Annotated in this window: 12 protein-coding genes and 1 pseudogene; 6 read left to right on the top strand and 7 right to left on the bottom strand. The window is 68.9% G+C overall.

Going from position 1 to position 15497, the window contains the following annotated elements:
* The first annotated feature begins 53 nt into the window (after window positions 1-53).
* Window positions 54-1001 (top strand): ParB/RepB/Spo0J family partition protein, encoded by a 948-nt coding sequence (locus F1D05_RS20655; protein WP_185441807.1) that lies wholly within the window; start codon window positions 54-56, stop codon window positions 999-1001.
* Window positions 1002-3088: 2087 nt separating this feature from the next.
* Here the strand turns inward: F1D05_RS20655 and F1D05_RS20650 are convergent.
* The 5 genes and pseudogenes from F1D05_RS20650 to F1D05_RS20630 all read right to left on the bottom strand — a co-directional run bounded on the left by F1D05_RS20650 (window position 3089) and on the right by F1D05_RS20630 (window position 9733).
* Window positions 3089-3229 (bottom strand): hypothetical protein, encoded by a 141-nt coding sequence (locus tag F1D05_RS20650; protein WP_185441806.1) that lies wholly within the window; start codon window positions 3227-3229, stop codon window positions 3089-3091.
* Window positions 3230-5244: 2015 nt separating this feature from the next.
* Window positions 5245-5622, bottom strand: a complete 378-nt coding sequence (locus tag F1D05_RS20645; protein ID WP_185441805.1) for a DUF3817 domain-containing protein — start codon at window positions 5620-5622, stop codon at window positions 5245-5247.
* 854 nt (window positions 5623-6476) lie between these two features.
* Window positions 6477-7334: an SURF1 family protein gene (locus F1D05_RS20640; RefSeq protein ID WP_185441804.1), complete on the bottom strand. Its 858-nt coding sequence runs from the start codon at window positions 7332-7334 to the stop codon at window positions 6477-6479.
* Between the two features lie 7 nt (window positions 7335-7341).
* A pseudogene (locus F1D05_RS20635) lies at window positions 7342-8290 on the bottom strand (D-alanine--D-alanine ligase family protein).
* A 132-nt stretch (window positions 8291-8422) separates the two neighbouring features.
* Entirely contained in the window at window positions 8423-9733 is a 1311-nt protein-coding gene (locus F1D05_RS20630) for a PLP-dependent aminotransferase family protein (RefSeq protein ID WP_185441803.1), read from the bottom strand.
* A 201-nt stretch (window positions 9734-9934) separates the two neighbouring features.
* Between F1D05_RS20630 and F1D05_RS20625 the strand changes: the two genes are divergently transcribed.
* The 4 genes from F1D05_RS20625 to F1D05_RS20610 all read left to right on the top strand — a co-directional run bounded on the left by F1D05_RS20625 (window position 9935) and on the right by F1D05_RS20610 (window position 11883).
* Window positions 9935-10111: a hypothetical protein gene (locus tag F1D05_RS20625; protein WP_185441802.1), complete on the top strand. Its 177-nt coding sequence runs from the start codon at window positions 9935-9937 to the stop codon at window positions 10109-10111.
* A gap of 16 nt (window positions 10112-10127) precedes the next feature.
* On the top strand, window positions 10128-10784 hold the full coding sequence (locus F1D05_RS20620) for a GNAT family N-acetyltransferase (RefSeq protein WP_185441801.1): 657 nt from the start codon (window positions 10128-10130) through the stop codon (window positions 10782-10784).
* A gap of 10 nt (window positions 10785-10794) precedes the next feature.
* Entirely contained in the window at window positions 10795-11163 is a 369-nt protein-coding gene (locus F1D05_RS20615; protein WP_246485810.1) for a DUF2784 domain-containing protein, read from the top strand.
* 63 nt (window positions 11164-11226) lie between these two features.
* Window positions 11227-11883: a permease prefix domain 1-containing protein gene (locus F1D05_RS20610; protein ID WP_246485809.1), complete on the top strand. Its 657-nt coding sequence runs from the start codon at window positions 11227-11229 to the stop codon at window positions 11881-11883.
* A gap of 53 nt (window positions 11884-11936) precedes the next feature.
* Here the strand turns inward: F1D05_RS20610 and F1D05_RS20605 are convergent, their stop codons facing one another.
* Window positions 11937-12263 carry a PadR family transcriptional regulator gene (locus F1D05_RS20605; RefSeq protein ID WP_185441800.1) on the bottom strand — a complete coding sequence of 109 codons (327 nt, stop codon included), beginning with the start codon at window positions 12261-12263 and terminating at the stop codon, window positions 11937-11939.
* 111 nt (window positions 12264-12374) lie between these two features.
* Here F1D05_RS20605 and F1D05_RS20600 point away from each other — a divergent pair, with 111 nt between their 5' ends.
* Window positions 12375-14522 carry an MMPL family transporter gene (locus F1D05_RS20600; protein WP_185441799.1) on the top strand — a complete coding sequence of 716 codons (2148 nt, stop codon included), beginning with the start codon at window positions 12375-12377 and terminating at the stop codon, window positions 14520-14522.
* Window positions 14523-14525: 3 nt separating this feature from the next.
* Here F1D05_RS20600 and F1D05_RS20595 read toward each other — a convergent pair whose 3' ends face one another.
* Window positions 14526-15497 (bottom strand): DUF6528 family protein, encoded by a 972-nt coding sequence (locus tag F1D05_RS20595; RefSeq protein WP_185441798.1) that lies wholly within the window; start codon window positions 15495-15497, stop codon window positions 14526-14528.

Raw genomic sequence — 15497 nt, 5'->3', positions numbered from 1 at the left:
GGCATGACGAAGTTGTTGTCAGTTCAGGACAGTCGAATTTCTAGGGAGCGTCGATGAACACCCGACTCGGACGTGGGCTCGGTGCGCTGATTCCCAGCACGACCACTCCCGGCAGCACCGTCATGGGCAGTAAGTCCAACTCGATCCCCGGCGCACCGCCGGCGAAGCCGCAGCCCGAACTGGCCGCGGTGCCGGGCGCGGAGTTCGCTGAGATCGCGGTCGACAAGATCTCGCCGAACGCGAAGCAGCCGCGGAGCGTTTTCGACGAAGACGCGATGGACGAGCTGGTCCACTCGGTGAAGGAGATCGGGCTGCTTCAGCCGATCGTCGTTCGCAAGCTCGAGGACGACAAGTACGAACTGGTGATGGGCGAGCGCCGCTGGCGGGCCACCCAACTGGCCGGCCTGACGACCATCCCGGCGATCGTCCGAGATACCGCGGACGACGTGATGCTCCGGGACGCACTGCTGGAGAACCTTCACCGCAGCCAGCTGAACCCCCTGGAAGAAGCAGCGGCGTACCAGCAGATGCTCGACGACTTCGGCTGCACCCAGGAAGTCCTAGCCACCCGCATCGGACGCTCCCGCCCCCAGATCTCGAACACGCTCCGCCTCCTGAAGCTCCCCTCCGGCGTACAGCGCCGCGTAGCAGCCGGCGTCCTCTCGGCAGGCCACGCCCGCGCACTCCTAGGCCTCCCCAGCGGCGACGCCATCGAACGCCTAGCCCAACGCATCGTGGCAGAAGGCCTCTCGGTCCGCACAGTCGAAGAGATCGTTGCCCTAGGCGATATGTCCGCCGAAGACCCGATCCCACCCCGCCGCCGCAACAAGCCGGTTGCCCCGCGCCTGGTCGACCTAGCCGACCGCCTCTCAGACCGCTTCGAAACCCGCGTCAAGGTAGACCTAGGCAAAACCAAGGGCCGCATCACCGTCGAGTTCGCCACCATCGACGACCTAGAACGAATAGTCACCCTCATGGACCCCAACAAGTCCACCGACTAACCTCGCCCCTCCCCACCAGCGCCCTCCCGCCCCCCGGCCGGAGGGCGCACCCATCTCCACCCGACTCTCCAGGCGGACCCGATCCTGCAGCCGCCCATCCGCACCGCATCCGCACCGCGCAGCCGCCCATCCGCACCGCATCCGCGCCGCGCAGCCGCCCATCCGCACCGCATCCGCGCCGCGCAGCCGCCCATCCGCACCGCATCCGCGCCGCGCAGCCGCCCATCCGCACCGCATCCGCGCCGCGCAGCCGCCCATCCGCACCGCATCCGCGCCGCGCAGCCGCCCATCCGCACCGCATCCGCGCCGCGCAGCCGCCCATCCGCACCGCATCCGCGCCGCGCAGCCGCCCATCCGCACCGCATCCGCGCCGCGCAGCCGCCCATCCGCACCGCATCCGCGCCGCGCAGCCGCCCATCCGCACCGCATCCGCGCCGCGCAGCCGCCCATCCGCACCGCATCCGCACCGCGCACCCGCCCATCCGCGCCGCACCGCGCCTGCCCCGCACGTCTCGTGCCTCGCATCCCGTCAGGTGCCGACTGGCCGCGAACCCCCCACAAGCCGGATCACGCAGCCGCGAACCCCCCATGGGCCAGACCACGGGCTCTCGTTCGCACCCCGCACGCCGAAGCCGCACCCGACACGGCGCACCGGGCACCCCCGCACCCGGCACCGCGCCCCGCACCCGGCACCGCGCCCCGCGCCCGGGATACCGCGCGCCCGCTACCGCGCACTTGCACCCCGCGCCCGGCACCGCGCACCCCGCGCCCGGCACCGCGCACCCCGCGCCCGGCGCCGCACCCGCGCGCCGCACTAGGCACTCGGCATCGCCCTCGGCACTGCTCGTGCGGCAGTACCTGGCACCTCGTACCTGGGAGGCCCGCACTCCGCATCCGCCGGCCATAGGCCGCCCGCGCGATCCAACCCAACCCTCGGCGAGCCAGCGCCCACGTGCGATCCGTCCCGACAGCCGGAGTGCACTCACGACCGTGCGGGCATCACCGGTGCGGCTACCGGAGAACGAAGCGTCCGCCGCTGGCCGCAGCACCTCGCCGACGCGATATGCGTGGGTTGTCGCCAGTGGCTGCCCGGCGGCGAGAGTCGGCGGTACGCGAGTGCAGATGCTCGAATAGTTCTGTGAGCGGCCTCCTAAGCCAACTCGGGCCAATAGCAGAGGAGCGTCCAGTGTGCGCTAAGCAGCACAAGTTGACCAGCAACGGGCCTCGTGCCCGGCCGTGCACGGTGTTAGCTGCTCTCGATGCACATCGCCATCCTGTTCCACGTGAAACATGCCCACGCGTTGGCGACACGCATGAAAAGCTCGCAAACGGTCGGGGCCACGGTGCGGGCAAGGGGCACCGGGAGAGGGCCCGGGGCGAGGACTCCGGCAGAGGGCTCCTGCTGGGAGCGCCGGACAACCGCGCCGACAACCGCGCCGACAACCGCACCTGGAAGCCGCGCCGGGAAGCCGGATAGTGGCGCCGGTAGTGGCGCCGGCAAGCCGCGCTGGGAAGCCGCGACGCGAGGGGGCGCCCGGCAGCGGCGCGCCGGGCAGGCAGATCTGCGCTGCGTTCGTCTCGCGGGTAGGACCGCTGGCGGATGCGCCAGCGCCCACCCATCTAGATCCGCCAACGAGCGCAGACAGATCCGCCGCTCGGACGCGCGGGTGCGGATGCGAGCATTCAGTGAGACTGCCGGACCACACTGCCTTCGCAGCACGCGCGGACCGACTGTGTCCGGGGGAGGGATGGCGGTCTCCGGGGGGAACGGCGGCAAAGCGGAGCCGGGGAAGCCACTAGACGTTCGACAAATACGACAACGCCAGATGCTTCGCCGCACCCGCGCGGATGGGTCGAGTTTCACGTGAAACGGGTCGGGTGGCCGGTTGGCGCCTGCCGAAAATTGGGGGGTGAGGAAGGGGAGGAGTCAGGGTGGACGTACGCGACTGACGTTCGTGCATGACCCGCGCGGTGGCGAGTGCCTCACTTTGATCCGAAGGGCAAACGGCGCGGAACTCACCTTGCTCTCCTAGTCGCGCAAGCATTGAGTGCCTCACGATCTCGCCCACGCCGTCGTCGAGCGCGAACTAGGAATGCCCGACGGCGTCTTCGAGTGCATCGCGGTCGGTGCGGTCTTCGAAAGCATGGAGCAAAACAGCGGGAAAGAAGCGCCACGATGCCAAGGCCCGCAGCGTTCGGATCCTGAAGGCGCGGAACAGCATCGGCATGAGCGAATCCCTCAGCGGCGTCAGCCACAAAGCAGCCGAGGCAGAGCGCGCAGCGCCATACGCCGAAGCTCGCGAAATGTGGGGCGTCACGCGAACGGACCCGTGTCTCCACCTCGACACAGACCTCGACCGCGCGACCGGGACCCTACGCAACCTGAGCCACCAGTGGCAGGCGAACACGAAGCCGCTGAACTTCCCCTGGCCAACAACCTCCAAGCAGCCAGCCCCGGACGACAACTCGCCGCTCGACAGTCACATACCCACGCGATCTCCTCATCGACAGCCAAGCCGGCACGAGGACCAGGTGGGTGGCTGCGGACGCCGGCCCATTGTCGCTGGCCGCCACGTCGGTGGACTGAGCCAGCACCAACCCACCATGGGATCGGCAGGTAAGAGCGACAGGCTCGCGGAAGCGCCACCCGGCTCGGTTCTGGCACGAGCTTCGGCGAGTACTCCGGCCCGACGGTCGCGCACTCGTTCTTCGCACCTTCGCGGATAGACGCGTGACGGAAGCCAAGAGCGCCGGCCTGACAACGGTCGACCGTCGGCAGATCAGCCTCTTCGGCGCACGCCTAGAGATTGAAGTCATCGGCTCAGCCTGACCCCAGTCACCTCCTACAACCGCCCGACTCACGACCGCTACCGACTCGGCCCAACGTTCTGCCCCAAGGCCGTCCCTCGTCGCCCCGCCGCCCCGATCCCCGGCCCCTCACTTGCCAGCTCTCCAACCACTTCCGGATTCGGCTTCGCCCCACCCGCTTCCGGCTCCCGGTTTCCCGCTTCCGCCTCTCATCTCGGGCTGAGCAATGTGGTGATCACAGCATCCGACCTGTTCGAGCGGGTGTGACCAGTGCCGCTGCCCGACAGCGATGCCTCTCGGCCCGCCTCCCGTCCGCCTCTCCGCCGTCCATCGCCGACTCGCGGTTCACGGGACCCGCTTGCGGCCAACCTGCATCCGCCTCCCGACCCCGGCCTCCCGCATCCGGCTTCCGCTGCCGGCCTCCTGCAGCCGGATCGGCGCCTGGCCTGCCGCTCCAGGTCTCCCGTACCCGGATCCCGCACCCGTACTTCGATCCCGCACCCGGCACCGGCCCGCCGCTCCGGCTCCCACGCCCATTCCAGCACCCGTGCTTCGATCCCGCGCCCGGCACCGGCCCCGCCCCGGGCTCCCGCACCTATACCGGCGCACCCGTGCTTCGATCCCGCGCCCGGCACCGGCCCCGCCCCGGGCTCCCGCACCTATACCGGCGCACCCGTGCTTCGATCCCGCGCCCGGCACCGGCCCCGCCGTCGGCTCCCGCACCCATACCCGGCACTCGCGTGTGCACCGCGCCCGGATCCTGCGCCCGCCCCGGTCGCCCGCATCCGCCTCCTGCCGGATCCGTGCCCGGACCCGGCCACCCGCTCCCGGTCTCCCGCACCCGGCGGGCGCGGCGCCGGCCGGCGACATCGTGTACCCCCCGGATCCCGCGCCCGTGCTTGGATCTCGCGCCCGCCCCCGTCTCCCGGAACTGCACTCGGATCCCGCACCCTGCTTGGATCCGGCACCGGGCCCCGGCCCCGGCCACCCGGTCCGGCTCGGGCTGCCCGCTGGCCGCGCTCCGCCCCAGCCGAGTTCCCGCTCCCGAGCGCAACTTTCTGCTTCCGGCCTCCCGGCTTTCCGCTCACGCTTCCACCCCGCTCAGCCTCGGCGCTTCCACTGATCGCCGCGGCGATCCACCACTTGCCCCGCTCCTCGGCCCATCGACAGCCTGGGGTATCGGCCGAACATGGCCTGCCGGCGCCCGGTTCCCACCTCCCGCGTTCTCGGTGCCGCGCAATCCGCGTCTTTCCGCAGTCCTCCCATGTCTGCCTGACCTTCCGCTTTGGGGGTCAGCTGGGGGATATGGGCGGATTGCTTGCGGGGGATCGCGCCTATCCAGCGACGGTAGGGATTTGTCGACAAAGGGATTTAGAGACGAATCGGCCGATGTTTCATGTGAAACATCGGCCGAGGTGGGGTGGTTCGGGGTGGGTCAGGAAGGGATTAGTTCGTGAGTTGTCTTGCGTTCGGCGTAGAACGAGAGGAAGGGGATGGTGCCGGCCAGGGCGATGAGGACCAGGCGGGGGAAGCTCCAGCGGACTCGGCGGAAGAGGTCAAAGGTCGCTAGCAGGTAGACCATGTAGAGGAAGCCGTGCAGCGGGCCGACCACGTTCATCGCCGACGGGTTGTCGCCGAGGTACTTGAGTGGCATTGCCACGAAGAGCAGGACCAGCAGCATGACGCCGACGATGTAGGCGATGACTCGGTAGCGGGTCAGAGCGCTGCGGGTCGCCGGTGAGATGGCGGGCGTGGTGCCGGTGCTGGTGCTTGAAGTGCCGGCGGGGCTGGCGGGGTCTACGGGGGAGGTCACTTTGAAAAGGTACCGCTAGCCACCACCGCACCAACCCCGCCCCAGTCGGTGAGCCGGGGGCGGGCGAGATCTGCCGCCGTGGCCGTAGCACTGGATGACTCGCTGGCTGCTCAGTCCAGGTCGGTCAGGCGGGGTCGGGCGTGGCGGCGCGCGGTTGGCGGAGTGTGCGGGCGGGGATGGAGTGGCTGCCTGGCTGATCGTGACCATGTCGGGCTGCACCAACTCCCGGACGCCGGAGGGTTCCAGCACCCGGAGCGTGGCCTCGAGTTTCTCGGGAGACCAGATCGACTCGGACGGGAGGTGAGGTGGTGGACCGGGCTGGCGGCAGACTCCGGACCCGGACTCATCGGGTGGGGGGAAGGACCGGGTCGGTTGGCCGAGGGAAGTTGAGCGGCGGCGCGCGGTGGGAGAGGGGCGGCCGTGGGCACATCATTGGGTCGAGTCGCTCGAGGTCGAGTCCATCAGCAGAGCCGGTCGGGCATCGCCCCCGCGCAGCCTTGGGTTGATGGAGCTGACGTGAACGGACCCAATCCTCGCGGCTCTGGGCTGGTTGGGCGGAACCGGTCGGACTCCACGCGGCTGAGTCGGTTGGGCGGAACCGTTCGGACTCCGTGCGGCCCTGAGTTGTTTGGGCGGACTGGTCGGACTGATCCCGAGTTGGTCGGGTGGGGTTGGTCGGATTCGATCCACGCGGCTGAGCTTGTCGGGCGGAGTGGTCGGACTGAGCCCGGGTGGCCTGAGTTGGTCGGGTGGAACTGGTCGGACTCAGTTCACGCGGCCGTGAGCTTGCCGGGCGGAACTGCGCGGACTTGGCCCGTGCGGACTGAGTCGCCGGGGAGCGCCGGGGGAGGGGGCTAGGTGGTGGTGGGGGTCTGGTGGGTGTCGCGGAGCATGCGGGTGTACATCCAGAGGGTGAAGGCGGCGAAGACCCACCATTGGAAGGCATAGGCGACGTTGCGGAGGCCGGCGTGGTCCGTTGGCGGGGAAGGGGCCAGGACGATGGCGGGGGCGTCGGCGGTGGGGGCCGGGGTCGCGGAGGACATCACTACGAAGGCGTCGTAGACGCGGTAGTTGACCAGGTGGACGATGGTCGGGATCCGCAGGGACTGGAGGATGCGGCCCTTGGTCGCGTCGCCTGAGGCGTCTTGGGCTTCGGAGGCGGTGATCGTGCCGGTCAGTTCTACCCGGCCGGATGGAGGCTTTGCGGCGGCTTCCGAGGCGGTGGGGACCCAACCGCGAACCACCATCACCGCACCGGAGGAGGTGGCGCCACTCGAGGCAGCTTCGGTCGAGCTGCTGCCGGGGGTGGGGTCCAGGAGTAGGGGGGTTACTACCCAGAAGCCGTTTTGGTTGTTGCGGGGGCGGTGGGAGATGTAGAGCTGGTCTGAGGCGGCGGCCCAGGTGCCGGTGACTGTTATTCGGCGGCCTACTGCTTTTGAGGGGAGGCCGGCGTCGATGGAGAACAGGGACTGTAGGGAGACCGGGGCGGCCGCTGTGCGTTCGGCGGTTTTGGCTGCTGTTTTTGAGTGGTAGACGTCTAGTTGCCAGACGCCGAGGACGGACATCACGGCCGCGATCGCGAGGGCGAGAGCGAGTAGGCCGAGCCAGCGTGGGGTGAGGATTGTTCGCCACAACGACCGCGCGGGGGCAACAGGGGCCGCCGAGGTGGCGGGGGCTGTTGGCTCGGGTTCGGTGGTGGGGGCGACAGGCATCAGTACCTCAACGTGCTGCTGCGGCGGCCAACAGGTCGCGGCAGAGTACGCCTAGCTCGATGCCGGCTGCCTCGGCGGCGATCGGTACGAGGGAGGTCTCGGTCATCCCGGGTGCCACGTTCACCTCGAGGAACCACGGCACGCCTTCAGCGTCCACGACGAGGTCTGATCGCGAAAGGTCGCGCAGACCAAGGGCTCGATGAGCAGTGATCGCCGCGTCCGCGCAAGCCTTGGCGACTGCGGGGCCGAGCCGGGGCCGGCACGATGAACTGCGTGGCTCCAGCGGTGTAGCGGGCCTCGTAGTCGTAGAAGCCGGAGTCCGGCTGGATCTCCACGGCGGGCAACGGACGCGGCCCGTCGCCGGTGTCGACCACCGTCACTGCTACCTCGGTGCCCACGATGTACCGCTCGATCAACGCGACCGGTCCGTAGGCGTAGCTGTTCACCATCGCGGACGGCAGATCCTCGACCGCTCGCACGATCGACGCGCCGAGGGCGGAACCGCCACGAGCCGGCTTCACCACCAGAGGAAGACCGATCTGGGCGACCACGGCCTCCATCAGCGCGGCGGCACCGAGCTCGCGGAAGGTGTCATGGCCGAGCACGATCGACGACGGCGTGTGCAGACCGGCCGCACCGACCATCGTGCTCGCGACCGGCTTGTCGAAGGCGGTCCGGCAAGCAGCCGCGTCGGCGCCGACGTACGGAACGCCGTACAGGTCGAGGACCTGGCGGAGAGCGCCGTCCTCACCGGTGACGCCGTGCAGGACCGGGAAGACAGCGTCGGGTGGATCGTTGCGCAGCCGGTCGACCAGGCTCGCGTCGACATCTCGCTGCTCGACCTCCACGCCAACGCTGCGCAGGGCTTCGGCCACCCGGCGGCCGGAGCGCAGCGAGACGTCGCGTTCGTGCGACAGCCCACCGGCAAGTACCAGCACTCGACCCAGATCACTCATAGAACTTTCCCGATCACTCGTGGGCGACTCCGGCGGGGCGCCGGTCCCGAGGCCCATTCGAACGGTACCGCTACCCGTCGGTGGACCGCGGAGCCGCCCGAAGATCCATGCGCAACCTTTGCGCGCACGGCATCAGCTCAGCTCCGGTCCCGGGGCGTCGTAGTCGTGGCCGTGACCGGCCGGCAGCGGACCGAAGGTCTGCCGGAGCTCGAGCTCCTCGTTGATCACCGCGGACAACCGGGCGACACCTTCGGTGATGCGCTCCGGAGTCGGATGACAGTACGAGAGCCGCATGCACTGGGAGCCGAAACCGTCCGCGAAGAAGGCGGTTCCGGGCACATACGCCACCCGGGCGGTGACCGCTCTCGGGAGCATCGCTTTGGCATCGAGGCCGGCCGGCAACGTCAGCCAGACGTAGAACCCGCCACCGGGTTTCGTCCAGGTCGTTGCCGCAGGCATCTTGTCGGTGAGTGCGGCGAGCATCGCGTCGCGACGCTCGCGATACATCTCCCGGAACTGCTTCACCTGCCCCATCCAGTCGTGCCGGGACAGATAGGACGAGATTGCCAGCTGGCTGAAGACCGGCGGACACAACGTCGCCGACTCCTGCGCCAGCACGAGTTTCTCTCGTACTGCGTGCGGCGCCGCCACCCAGCCGACCCGGAAACCCGGAGCGAACGTCTTCGAGAACGACCCGAGGTAGATGACCCCTTCGCGGTCGTCGGCCCGGAGCGCGCGCATCGGATCGCCGTCGAAGCCGAGCAGGCCGTACGGGTTGTCCTCGAGCACCAGCAGATCCGCCTTCTGACAGATCTCCAGCACCTTCTTGCGCCGCTCGGCCGACAACGAGATCCCGGCCGGGTTGTGGAAGTTGGGGATTGTGTAGAAGAACTTGATCTTCTTGCCGGCCGCCCGGACCGCGGCGATCGCCTGCTCCAGGGCTTCGGGCTGGACGCCGTCGTCGTCCATCGCGACGTGCACGACCTCGCACTGGTACGCGCGGAACACGCCCAGCGCGCCGACGTACGACGGGGCCTCGCAGATCACCACGTCGCCCGGGTCGCAGAACACCCGGGTGACCAGGTCAACCGCCTGCTGGCTGCCGACCGTGATGACCACGTCGTCGGGGTGCGCGTCGATCCCCTCGATCCGCATCACGTCGCAGATCTGCTCGCGAAGCGTCGGATCGCCCTGACCTGAGCCGTACTGCATCGCTGTCGCGCCGTGGTCGATGACCAGATCGCGGACGGCGCTGCCGACCACGTCGAGCGGCAGACCGGCGATGTTCGGCATCCCACCGGCCAGTGAGACGACCTCGGGCCGGCTGGCGACCGAGAAGAGCGCCCGGATCTCCGATGCGGTCATGCCCTTGGTCCGTGCCGCGTACCGGTCGACGTAGTTGTCGAGACGGGTCTGCCGGACGTCGGGCAGGTCAGCACTCACGGTGGGGCTCCAAGGCGGACTCGAGGGGAAGGGTCCAGATTACGCCGAAGTAGCCGAGCGTGTCGGGTGCCCGGGCTGCCGATCGGCGCTACCTCTCACTACCATGCCTTATAGGGGCACGTTCGACCATGCTGCCGACTGGTAGCTGAGACGGCCGCCCGGCCCCGGCACACCTGGAGTGCTGCGGAAGGCAGGATCGGGATGAGCGTGGGCAAGACGTTCGGCTGGACCCTCGGAGGGCTACTACTCGGCGTACTGGCCGGGTTCGCCGGTGAGCTGTTCCGACGGCAACCGGCCGCCAAGGTGCAGCAGAGATATGTCGCTCCGGAGGCGGCCCGGACACCTGACGCCAGGACACCGGCCCCGGCTGCGCGATGACGGCCCGGATGTCCTGATGGCCCGCCGGCTGGAACCCCTGACGCTCGACAACCTCGGCGAGCTGCCGGCGGCCTGTCGTGTCTGCGTCTTCTGGGAGCTGGACCCGGTCGCCGCCCGCCAGGCCGGCCGCACCGGTGGCACCGGCCTCGAGAAGGAGGCCTGGCTCTCCCAACTGCTGCTCGACTGGGGCACAGCCGGCGTCGTCCTGTACGTCGACGACGACCCCGCGGGGTACGCCGTCTACGCGCCGGCCGCGTATCTCCCGAGGATCCAGGCGTTCCCCACCGCCCCGGTCAGCCCGGACGCCATCGTGCTCGCGACCGGCCGGGTGCAGCCGCGCTATCTCGGGATGGGCTTCGGCAAGATCCTGGTCCAGGCGGTCGCGAAGGACGTACTCAAGCGGGGATTCCGCGCGGTAGAGGCGTTCGGCGACTCACGCTGGGACGGACCGGGATGCGTCTGGCCGACCGAATTCCTGCGCGCGGTGGGCTTCGGCGTCGTACGGGAGCATCCGCGCAATCCCCGGTTGCGGCTCGATCTGCGGTCGACGGTGACGTGGCGCAGCGAGACGGCGGCCGCGGTCGAGCGGTTGATGGGCGCTATCCGGCCGGAGCATTCGCCGCCCGCGCCGGTGACCGTGCGCGACGGGCTCAGCCGCGAGCCACTGAAGTAGGCCGGGCACGGTGTACCGCTTCCTCGCTGACCTGGTGATGGTGGTGCACGGGGCGCTGCTGGTCTTCTTCCTGATCGGCGGCTTCCTCGCCTGGCGCTGGCGACGGGTGATCTGGGCGCATCTGTTCGTCGGCGTCTGGAACCTCAGCATCGTCATCCTCGACTTCGGCTGCCCGGTGACCGCGCTGGAGAAGGAGTTCCGCCGGCGCGGCGGTGAGCAGCCGTACGACGGAGGCTTCATCCAGCACTACGTCGACGGCACCATCTACCCGGCCGGTTACACCTGGGTGGCGGAGAAGGTCGGATTCGCACTGCTGGTGATCTCGTACGTCGGCTTCTTCGTACTCCGTCATCGCAGGCGGGCCCAGGTACGCGCCTGAGTCAGGGACAGTTCAGTGGAGACCCCGACGTGATTCGGCCGGCGCCAACCCATACTGGTAGCCGTGCCCAGTACAGGAGTCAGCCCGGTCGAGACCTACCTGACCGAGCTGAACCGCGCCCTGAGTGGACCGCGCAGGCGCCGTGCCGACCTGATGGCCGAGGCCCGGGACGGCCTCGAGGACGCGACCGAAGCCTTCGAGGCCGACGGGCTCGACCGCGCGGATGCGGAGCAGCAGGCCGTCGCGGACTTCGGTGAGCTCGACGAGGTGGTGCCTGGCTACCGCGCCGAGCTCGGGATCGCGCAAGGACGTCGTACGGCGTTGGCCTTGTGCCTGGTGATGCTCATCCAGCCGATCGTCTGGCAAGAAGGCGTCTGGTCCTGGAACCAGGACAGCGGATCGCCGACGGCGCTCACGGCGTTCCTCGGCGAACTGGTGAGAGCGATCGGGATGCTGTCGATCGCCGGAGCCGTGCTGGCTCTGCTCGCCTCGGGGATCGGCCTGCGCTACCCGGCCGTCCGCGACCATGCGACCAGGTCGACGGCGGTCTTCGGCCTGGTGAGCAGCGGCGCGGTGAGCATGATCGCTATCGCAATGGCGGCCTTGAGCGCACTGGCCGAGCACTCCGGGCCAGGCGGACTCGCAGTCGCGATCGGTTTCGTCCTGCTCCCGCTCGCCTTCGTCGGCCGATCAGCGCACCGCTGCCTCCGCCTCGTCTAACCAGCGGCGCACCGCCTCTGCCTCGCCTGACGGCGAATCCGCGAACAGCGAGGTCAGTTGGTGCGAGGCCGTAGTACGCCCTCTACTACGGTGCGAAAGGCGTCCCACTCGGTCTTTCCGGTCGCGAGCATCTTCTGCCCGGCCGAGGTGAGCTGGTACGTACGCCGCTTGCGCCCACCGACCGTGCTCCACTCGCTGGCCAGATAGCCGGCGCGCTCCAGCCGTCGAAGGGCCGGATAGAGCGTGCCCGTGGGGAGATCGAGCTCGCCGCCGCTGCGTTCGAGCAGCGCCTCCATGACCGCGTAGCCATGCAGCGGCTCGTGCTCGACCACGGCCAGGATCATCGGGTCGAGGTGGCCCCGCAGCGCGTCAGCCTTCATGGAGCCAAGCTACCAAAACAGTATGTAGCCAGTCTACTCATCGAGCTGCTATCGTCGGGAGACAACATGTAGAAAGGCTACATGTAGACAGGTAAACTTCAGGGGATCTCGATGAGCGTGCAGACCACCACCCAACGACCGGCGTCGGACCAGGAGCCACCTGGCGGCCTGCTGCACCGGGTATCCGGCTGGGCCATGCGCCGAGCCGGACTGGCCGTGTTCCTGTGGGTGCTCGCGCTCGTAGCCGTCACGGTCGGCTCCACGCTCGTCGGCAGCGAGTACCGCAACGACAACTCGCTCCCCGGCACGGATTCCCAGCAGGTGATCGACACCTTCCGCGAACACCAGCCGAAGGCCTCGACCGACTCGATCCAGATCGTCCTGTACGACGCCGACGGCCTGTCGCCCCAGCGCGCCCGGATCGGCGAGATGCTGACCGTGATCGGCAAGCTCCCCCACGTCGCGGGCGTCGCGAATCCCTTCACCAGCCAGGGATCCGTGTCGCAGGACGGCAGAACGGCGTACGCCACCGTCGCGCTCGATGTCGCGGCGGCCGACATGCCGGCCGAGGACGTCCGCGCGATCATCCACAAGTCGCAGGAGATCGCGAAGGACGGCCTCCAGGTCGAACTCGGTGGCGACCTCGTTCGTGGTGCTCAGGAAAGCAGCGGCGGCGCGTCCGAAGGCGTGGGAATCCTTGCAGCGCTGGTGATTCTCGTCTTCCTCTTCGGCTCCCTGCTCGCCGCGAGCCTGCCACTGCTGACCGCCGTCTTCGCCGTCGGCAGCACCCTCGGCCTGCTCGTCCTGGCGTCGCGCTTGTTCACAGTGCCGTCCTACACGGCGCCGGTGATGATGCTGGTCGGCCTGGGCGTCGGCATCGACTATGCGCTCCTGATCTTCTCCCGCTACCGCAGCGAACTCCTGCAAGGCGCCGATCGCGCCGAAGCCGGCCGCAAGGCACTCGACACAGCCGGTCGTTCGGTGATGTTCGCAGGCTGCACTGTCGTCATCGCGCTGCTCGGCCTGCTGGCTCTCGGACTCGGTTCCCTGCAAGGCGTTGCGCTCGGCGTCACCCTCACGGTCCTGATGACGATGCTGGCCACGGTGACTCTGTTGCCCGCGCTACTCACCCTGTTCGGCAAGCGGATCGAGCGCAGTGTCCGCAAGCACGCCGCCAAGTCGCGACGCACTCCCGGTGATGGCTGGCGGAAGCTGGCGACGCTGGTGCAACGCGGTCCGTGGATTCCGCTCGTACTGGGAACCGTTGCGTTGGTAGCACTCTGCCTGCCGGCGCTCGACATGCGACTCGGGTTCGCCGACTCGGGCACCGACGACCCGGCCAAGACCAGCCGGAAGGCGTACGACCTGCTGGCCAAGGGATTCGGCCCCGGCTTCAACGGACCGCTGATCGTAGTCTCCGAAGGTGACCAGGCAGCCGCGAACGCGCTCGGCCGGACGCTGGCCGCGGATCCCGGGATCGCCGCGGTCACTCCGCCGCAGTTGATGCCCGATGGCAAGGTCGCCACCGTGATGGCGTTCCCCAGGTCCGCGCCGCAGGACAAGGCGACCAGCGAGCTCGTTCAGCGGCTCCGGGACACCACGTTGCCCGCGCTGGAGACGCAGACCAAGGCCACCTACCTCGTCGGTGGAGCGACGGCCGCGGCGGACGACTTCGCCGGTGCGGTGAGCAAGCGGCTGCCGATCTTCGTACTGGTCGTGGTCGGCCTCTCGGCGCTCCTGCTGATGGCTGTGTTCCGGTCGGTGCTGATCCCGTTGAAGGCGGCTCTGCTCAACCTGCTCAGCATCGGCGCTTCGCTCGGCGTGATCACGCTGGTGTTCCAGCAGGGCTGGTTCGGTGCCCAGCCGGGTCCGATCGAGGCGTTCGTCCCGGTGATGATCTTCGCCATCGTGTTCGGCCTCTCGATGGACTACGAGGTGTTCCTGGTCTCCCGCATCCATGAGGAGTGGCGGCGTACCGGGGACGCGCAGAACGCAGTACGGGAAGGGCTTGCGCACACCGGCAGCGTGATCACGGCGGCGGCCGCGATCATGATCGTCGTCTTCGGCGCGTTCCTGCTCAGCCCGGATCGGATGCTGAAGCAGTTCGGACTTGGCCTCGCGGTCGCCGTACTGCTGGACGCGCTCCTGATCCGCTGCGTGATAGTTCCCGCCGTACTGCGGCTGCTCGGCACCCGCGCTTGGTGGCTACCGCGCAGCCTGGAACGCGTACTACCGAAGATCGCCCTCGAAAAGGACTGACTCCTACTCGTACCGGGAGCTCCAGACGCGGGCCTTGTAGATCTGTGCACCGCTCAAGGTCCGCGTCGCCGCCGGTACTGCGAAGTTCACCGTGTCGGTGCACCAGGTGGTCTTGCAGCCGGCCTTCGGAGTGGTGCGAACCTGCTGAGCGTTCGGCATGCTGTTCACGCTCTTGATCGCGCCGACGTTCTCGGTGCTGACGATCGCACCGGCGGACTTGCTGAACTGGTAGACCTTCGACCCGGTGGAGATCCACAACCGGTCATGGTTCTCCAGCACCGGCGTGAGGTCGTGTCCGCCACTGGTGGGCAGCGTGACCACGAGCGACTCCGCGAGCGTGGGCGCGGCCGCGGTGCCGTTGATCTTCAACGCAGCCAGGCGATTCCCGCCCAGCACCCAGAGCACCTGCCGGACCGGATCCCATTGCACGCCGTGCGCATCCGGCAGCGAGTAGCTGACCGACTTGGTCGACGCCGAGCCCTGGGAAGCCGTGTAGACGCGGACGAAGCCGCCCGAGCTCGCGGCCACCGCGACGTTGCCGTCGGGGAGCAACTCGACGCTGTGCGGGTTGTTGGCCGCACCGACGTTCGCCGCCCAGATCCGCTGTCCACCTGGGTAGGTGATCAACCCGGCCAGCCCACGCGAATCCGCGACGACCGCCACATAGGCACCCGCGCGGTCCATCCTCAGCTTCACATCGCTCGGGAGACCCCACAGGCTGGTGAGTCCGCTGAACCCGTTGGCGCTGGTGGGGGACCAGGACCATTTCTGGGCGGCCGCGGTGTTCCAGTCGTAGACCGCGGGATCCATCAACCGGATTCGCGCCGCCGGGCCGTTCTCGTACTGCTGATCGGTCAGCGCGACCAGACGGCCGACTTCGGCGGCCGGCGTGGAGATCGCGGCGGACGCAGTACTGGCCACGCTGCCAGTGACAAGCGTGGCCAGTAGAGCCAGAGTGCTCAGTACTCGGATCAC

The sequence above is a fragment of the Kribbella qitaiheensis genome (assembly GCF_014217565.1).
In the GTDB taxonomy this organism is placed as follows: Bacteria; Actinomycetota; Actinomycetes; order Propionibacteriales; family Kribbellaceae; genus Kribbella; species Kribbella qitaiheensis_A.
The sequence above is the reverse complement of the archived record's forward strand: the minus strand, read 5'-3'. Positions and strand labels throughout refer to the sequence as shown.

Bases quoted from the DNA above. Each gene is read 5' to 3' on its own strand.
- F1D05_RS20655 (WP_185441807.1), top strand. From the start codon at position 54: ATGAACACCCGACTCGGACGTGGGCTCGGTGCGCTGATTCCCAGCACG.
- F1D05_RS20650 (WP_185441806.1), bottom strand. From the start codon at position 3,229: ATGCCGATGCTGTTCCGCGCCTTCAGGATCCGAACGCTGCGGGCCTTG.
- F1D05_RS20640 (WP_185441804.1), bottom strand. From the start codon at position 7,334: ATGCCTGTCGCCCCCACCACCGAACCCGAGCCAACAGCCCCCGCCACC.
- F1D05_RS20625 (WP_185441802.1), top strand. From the start codon at position 9,935: ATGAGCGTGGGCAAGACGTTCGGCTGGACCCTCGGAGGGCTACTACTC.
- F1D05_RS20620 (WP_185441801.1), top strand. From the start codon at position 10,128: ATGGCCCGCCGGCTGGAACCCCTGACGCTCGACAACCTCGGCGAGCTG.
- F1D05_RS20605 (WP_185441800.1), bottom strand. From the start codon at position 12,263: ATGAAGGCTGACGCGCTGCGGGGCCACCTCGACCCGATGATCCTGGCC.
- F1D05_RS20600 (WP_185441799.1), top strand. From the start codon at position 12,375: ATGAGCGTGCAGACCACCACCCAACGACCGGCGTCGGACCAGGAGCCA.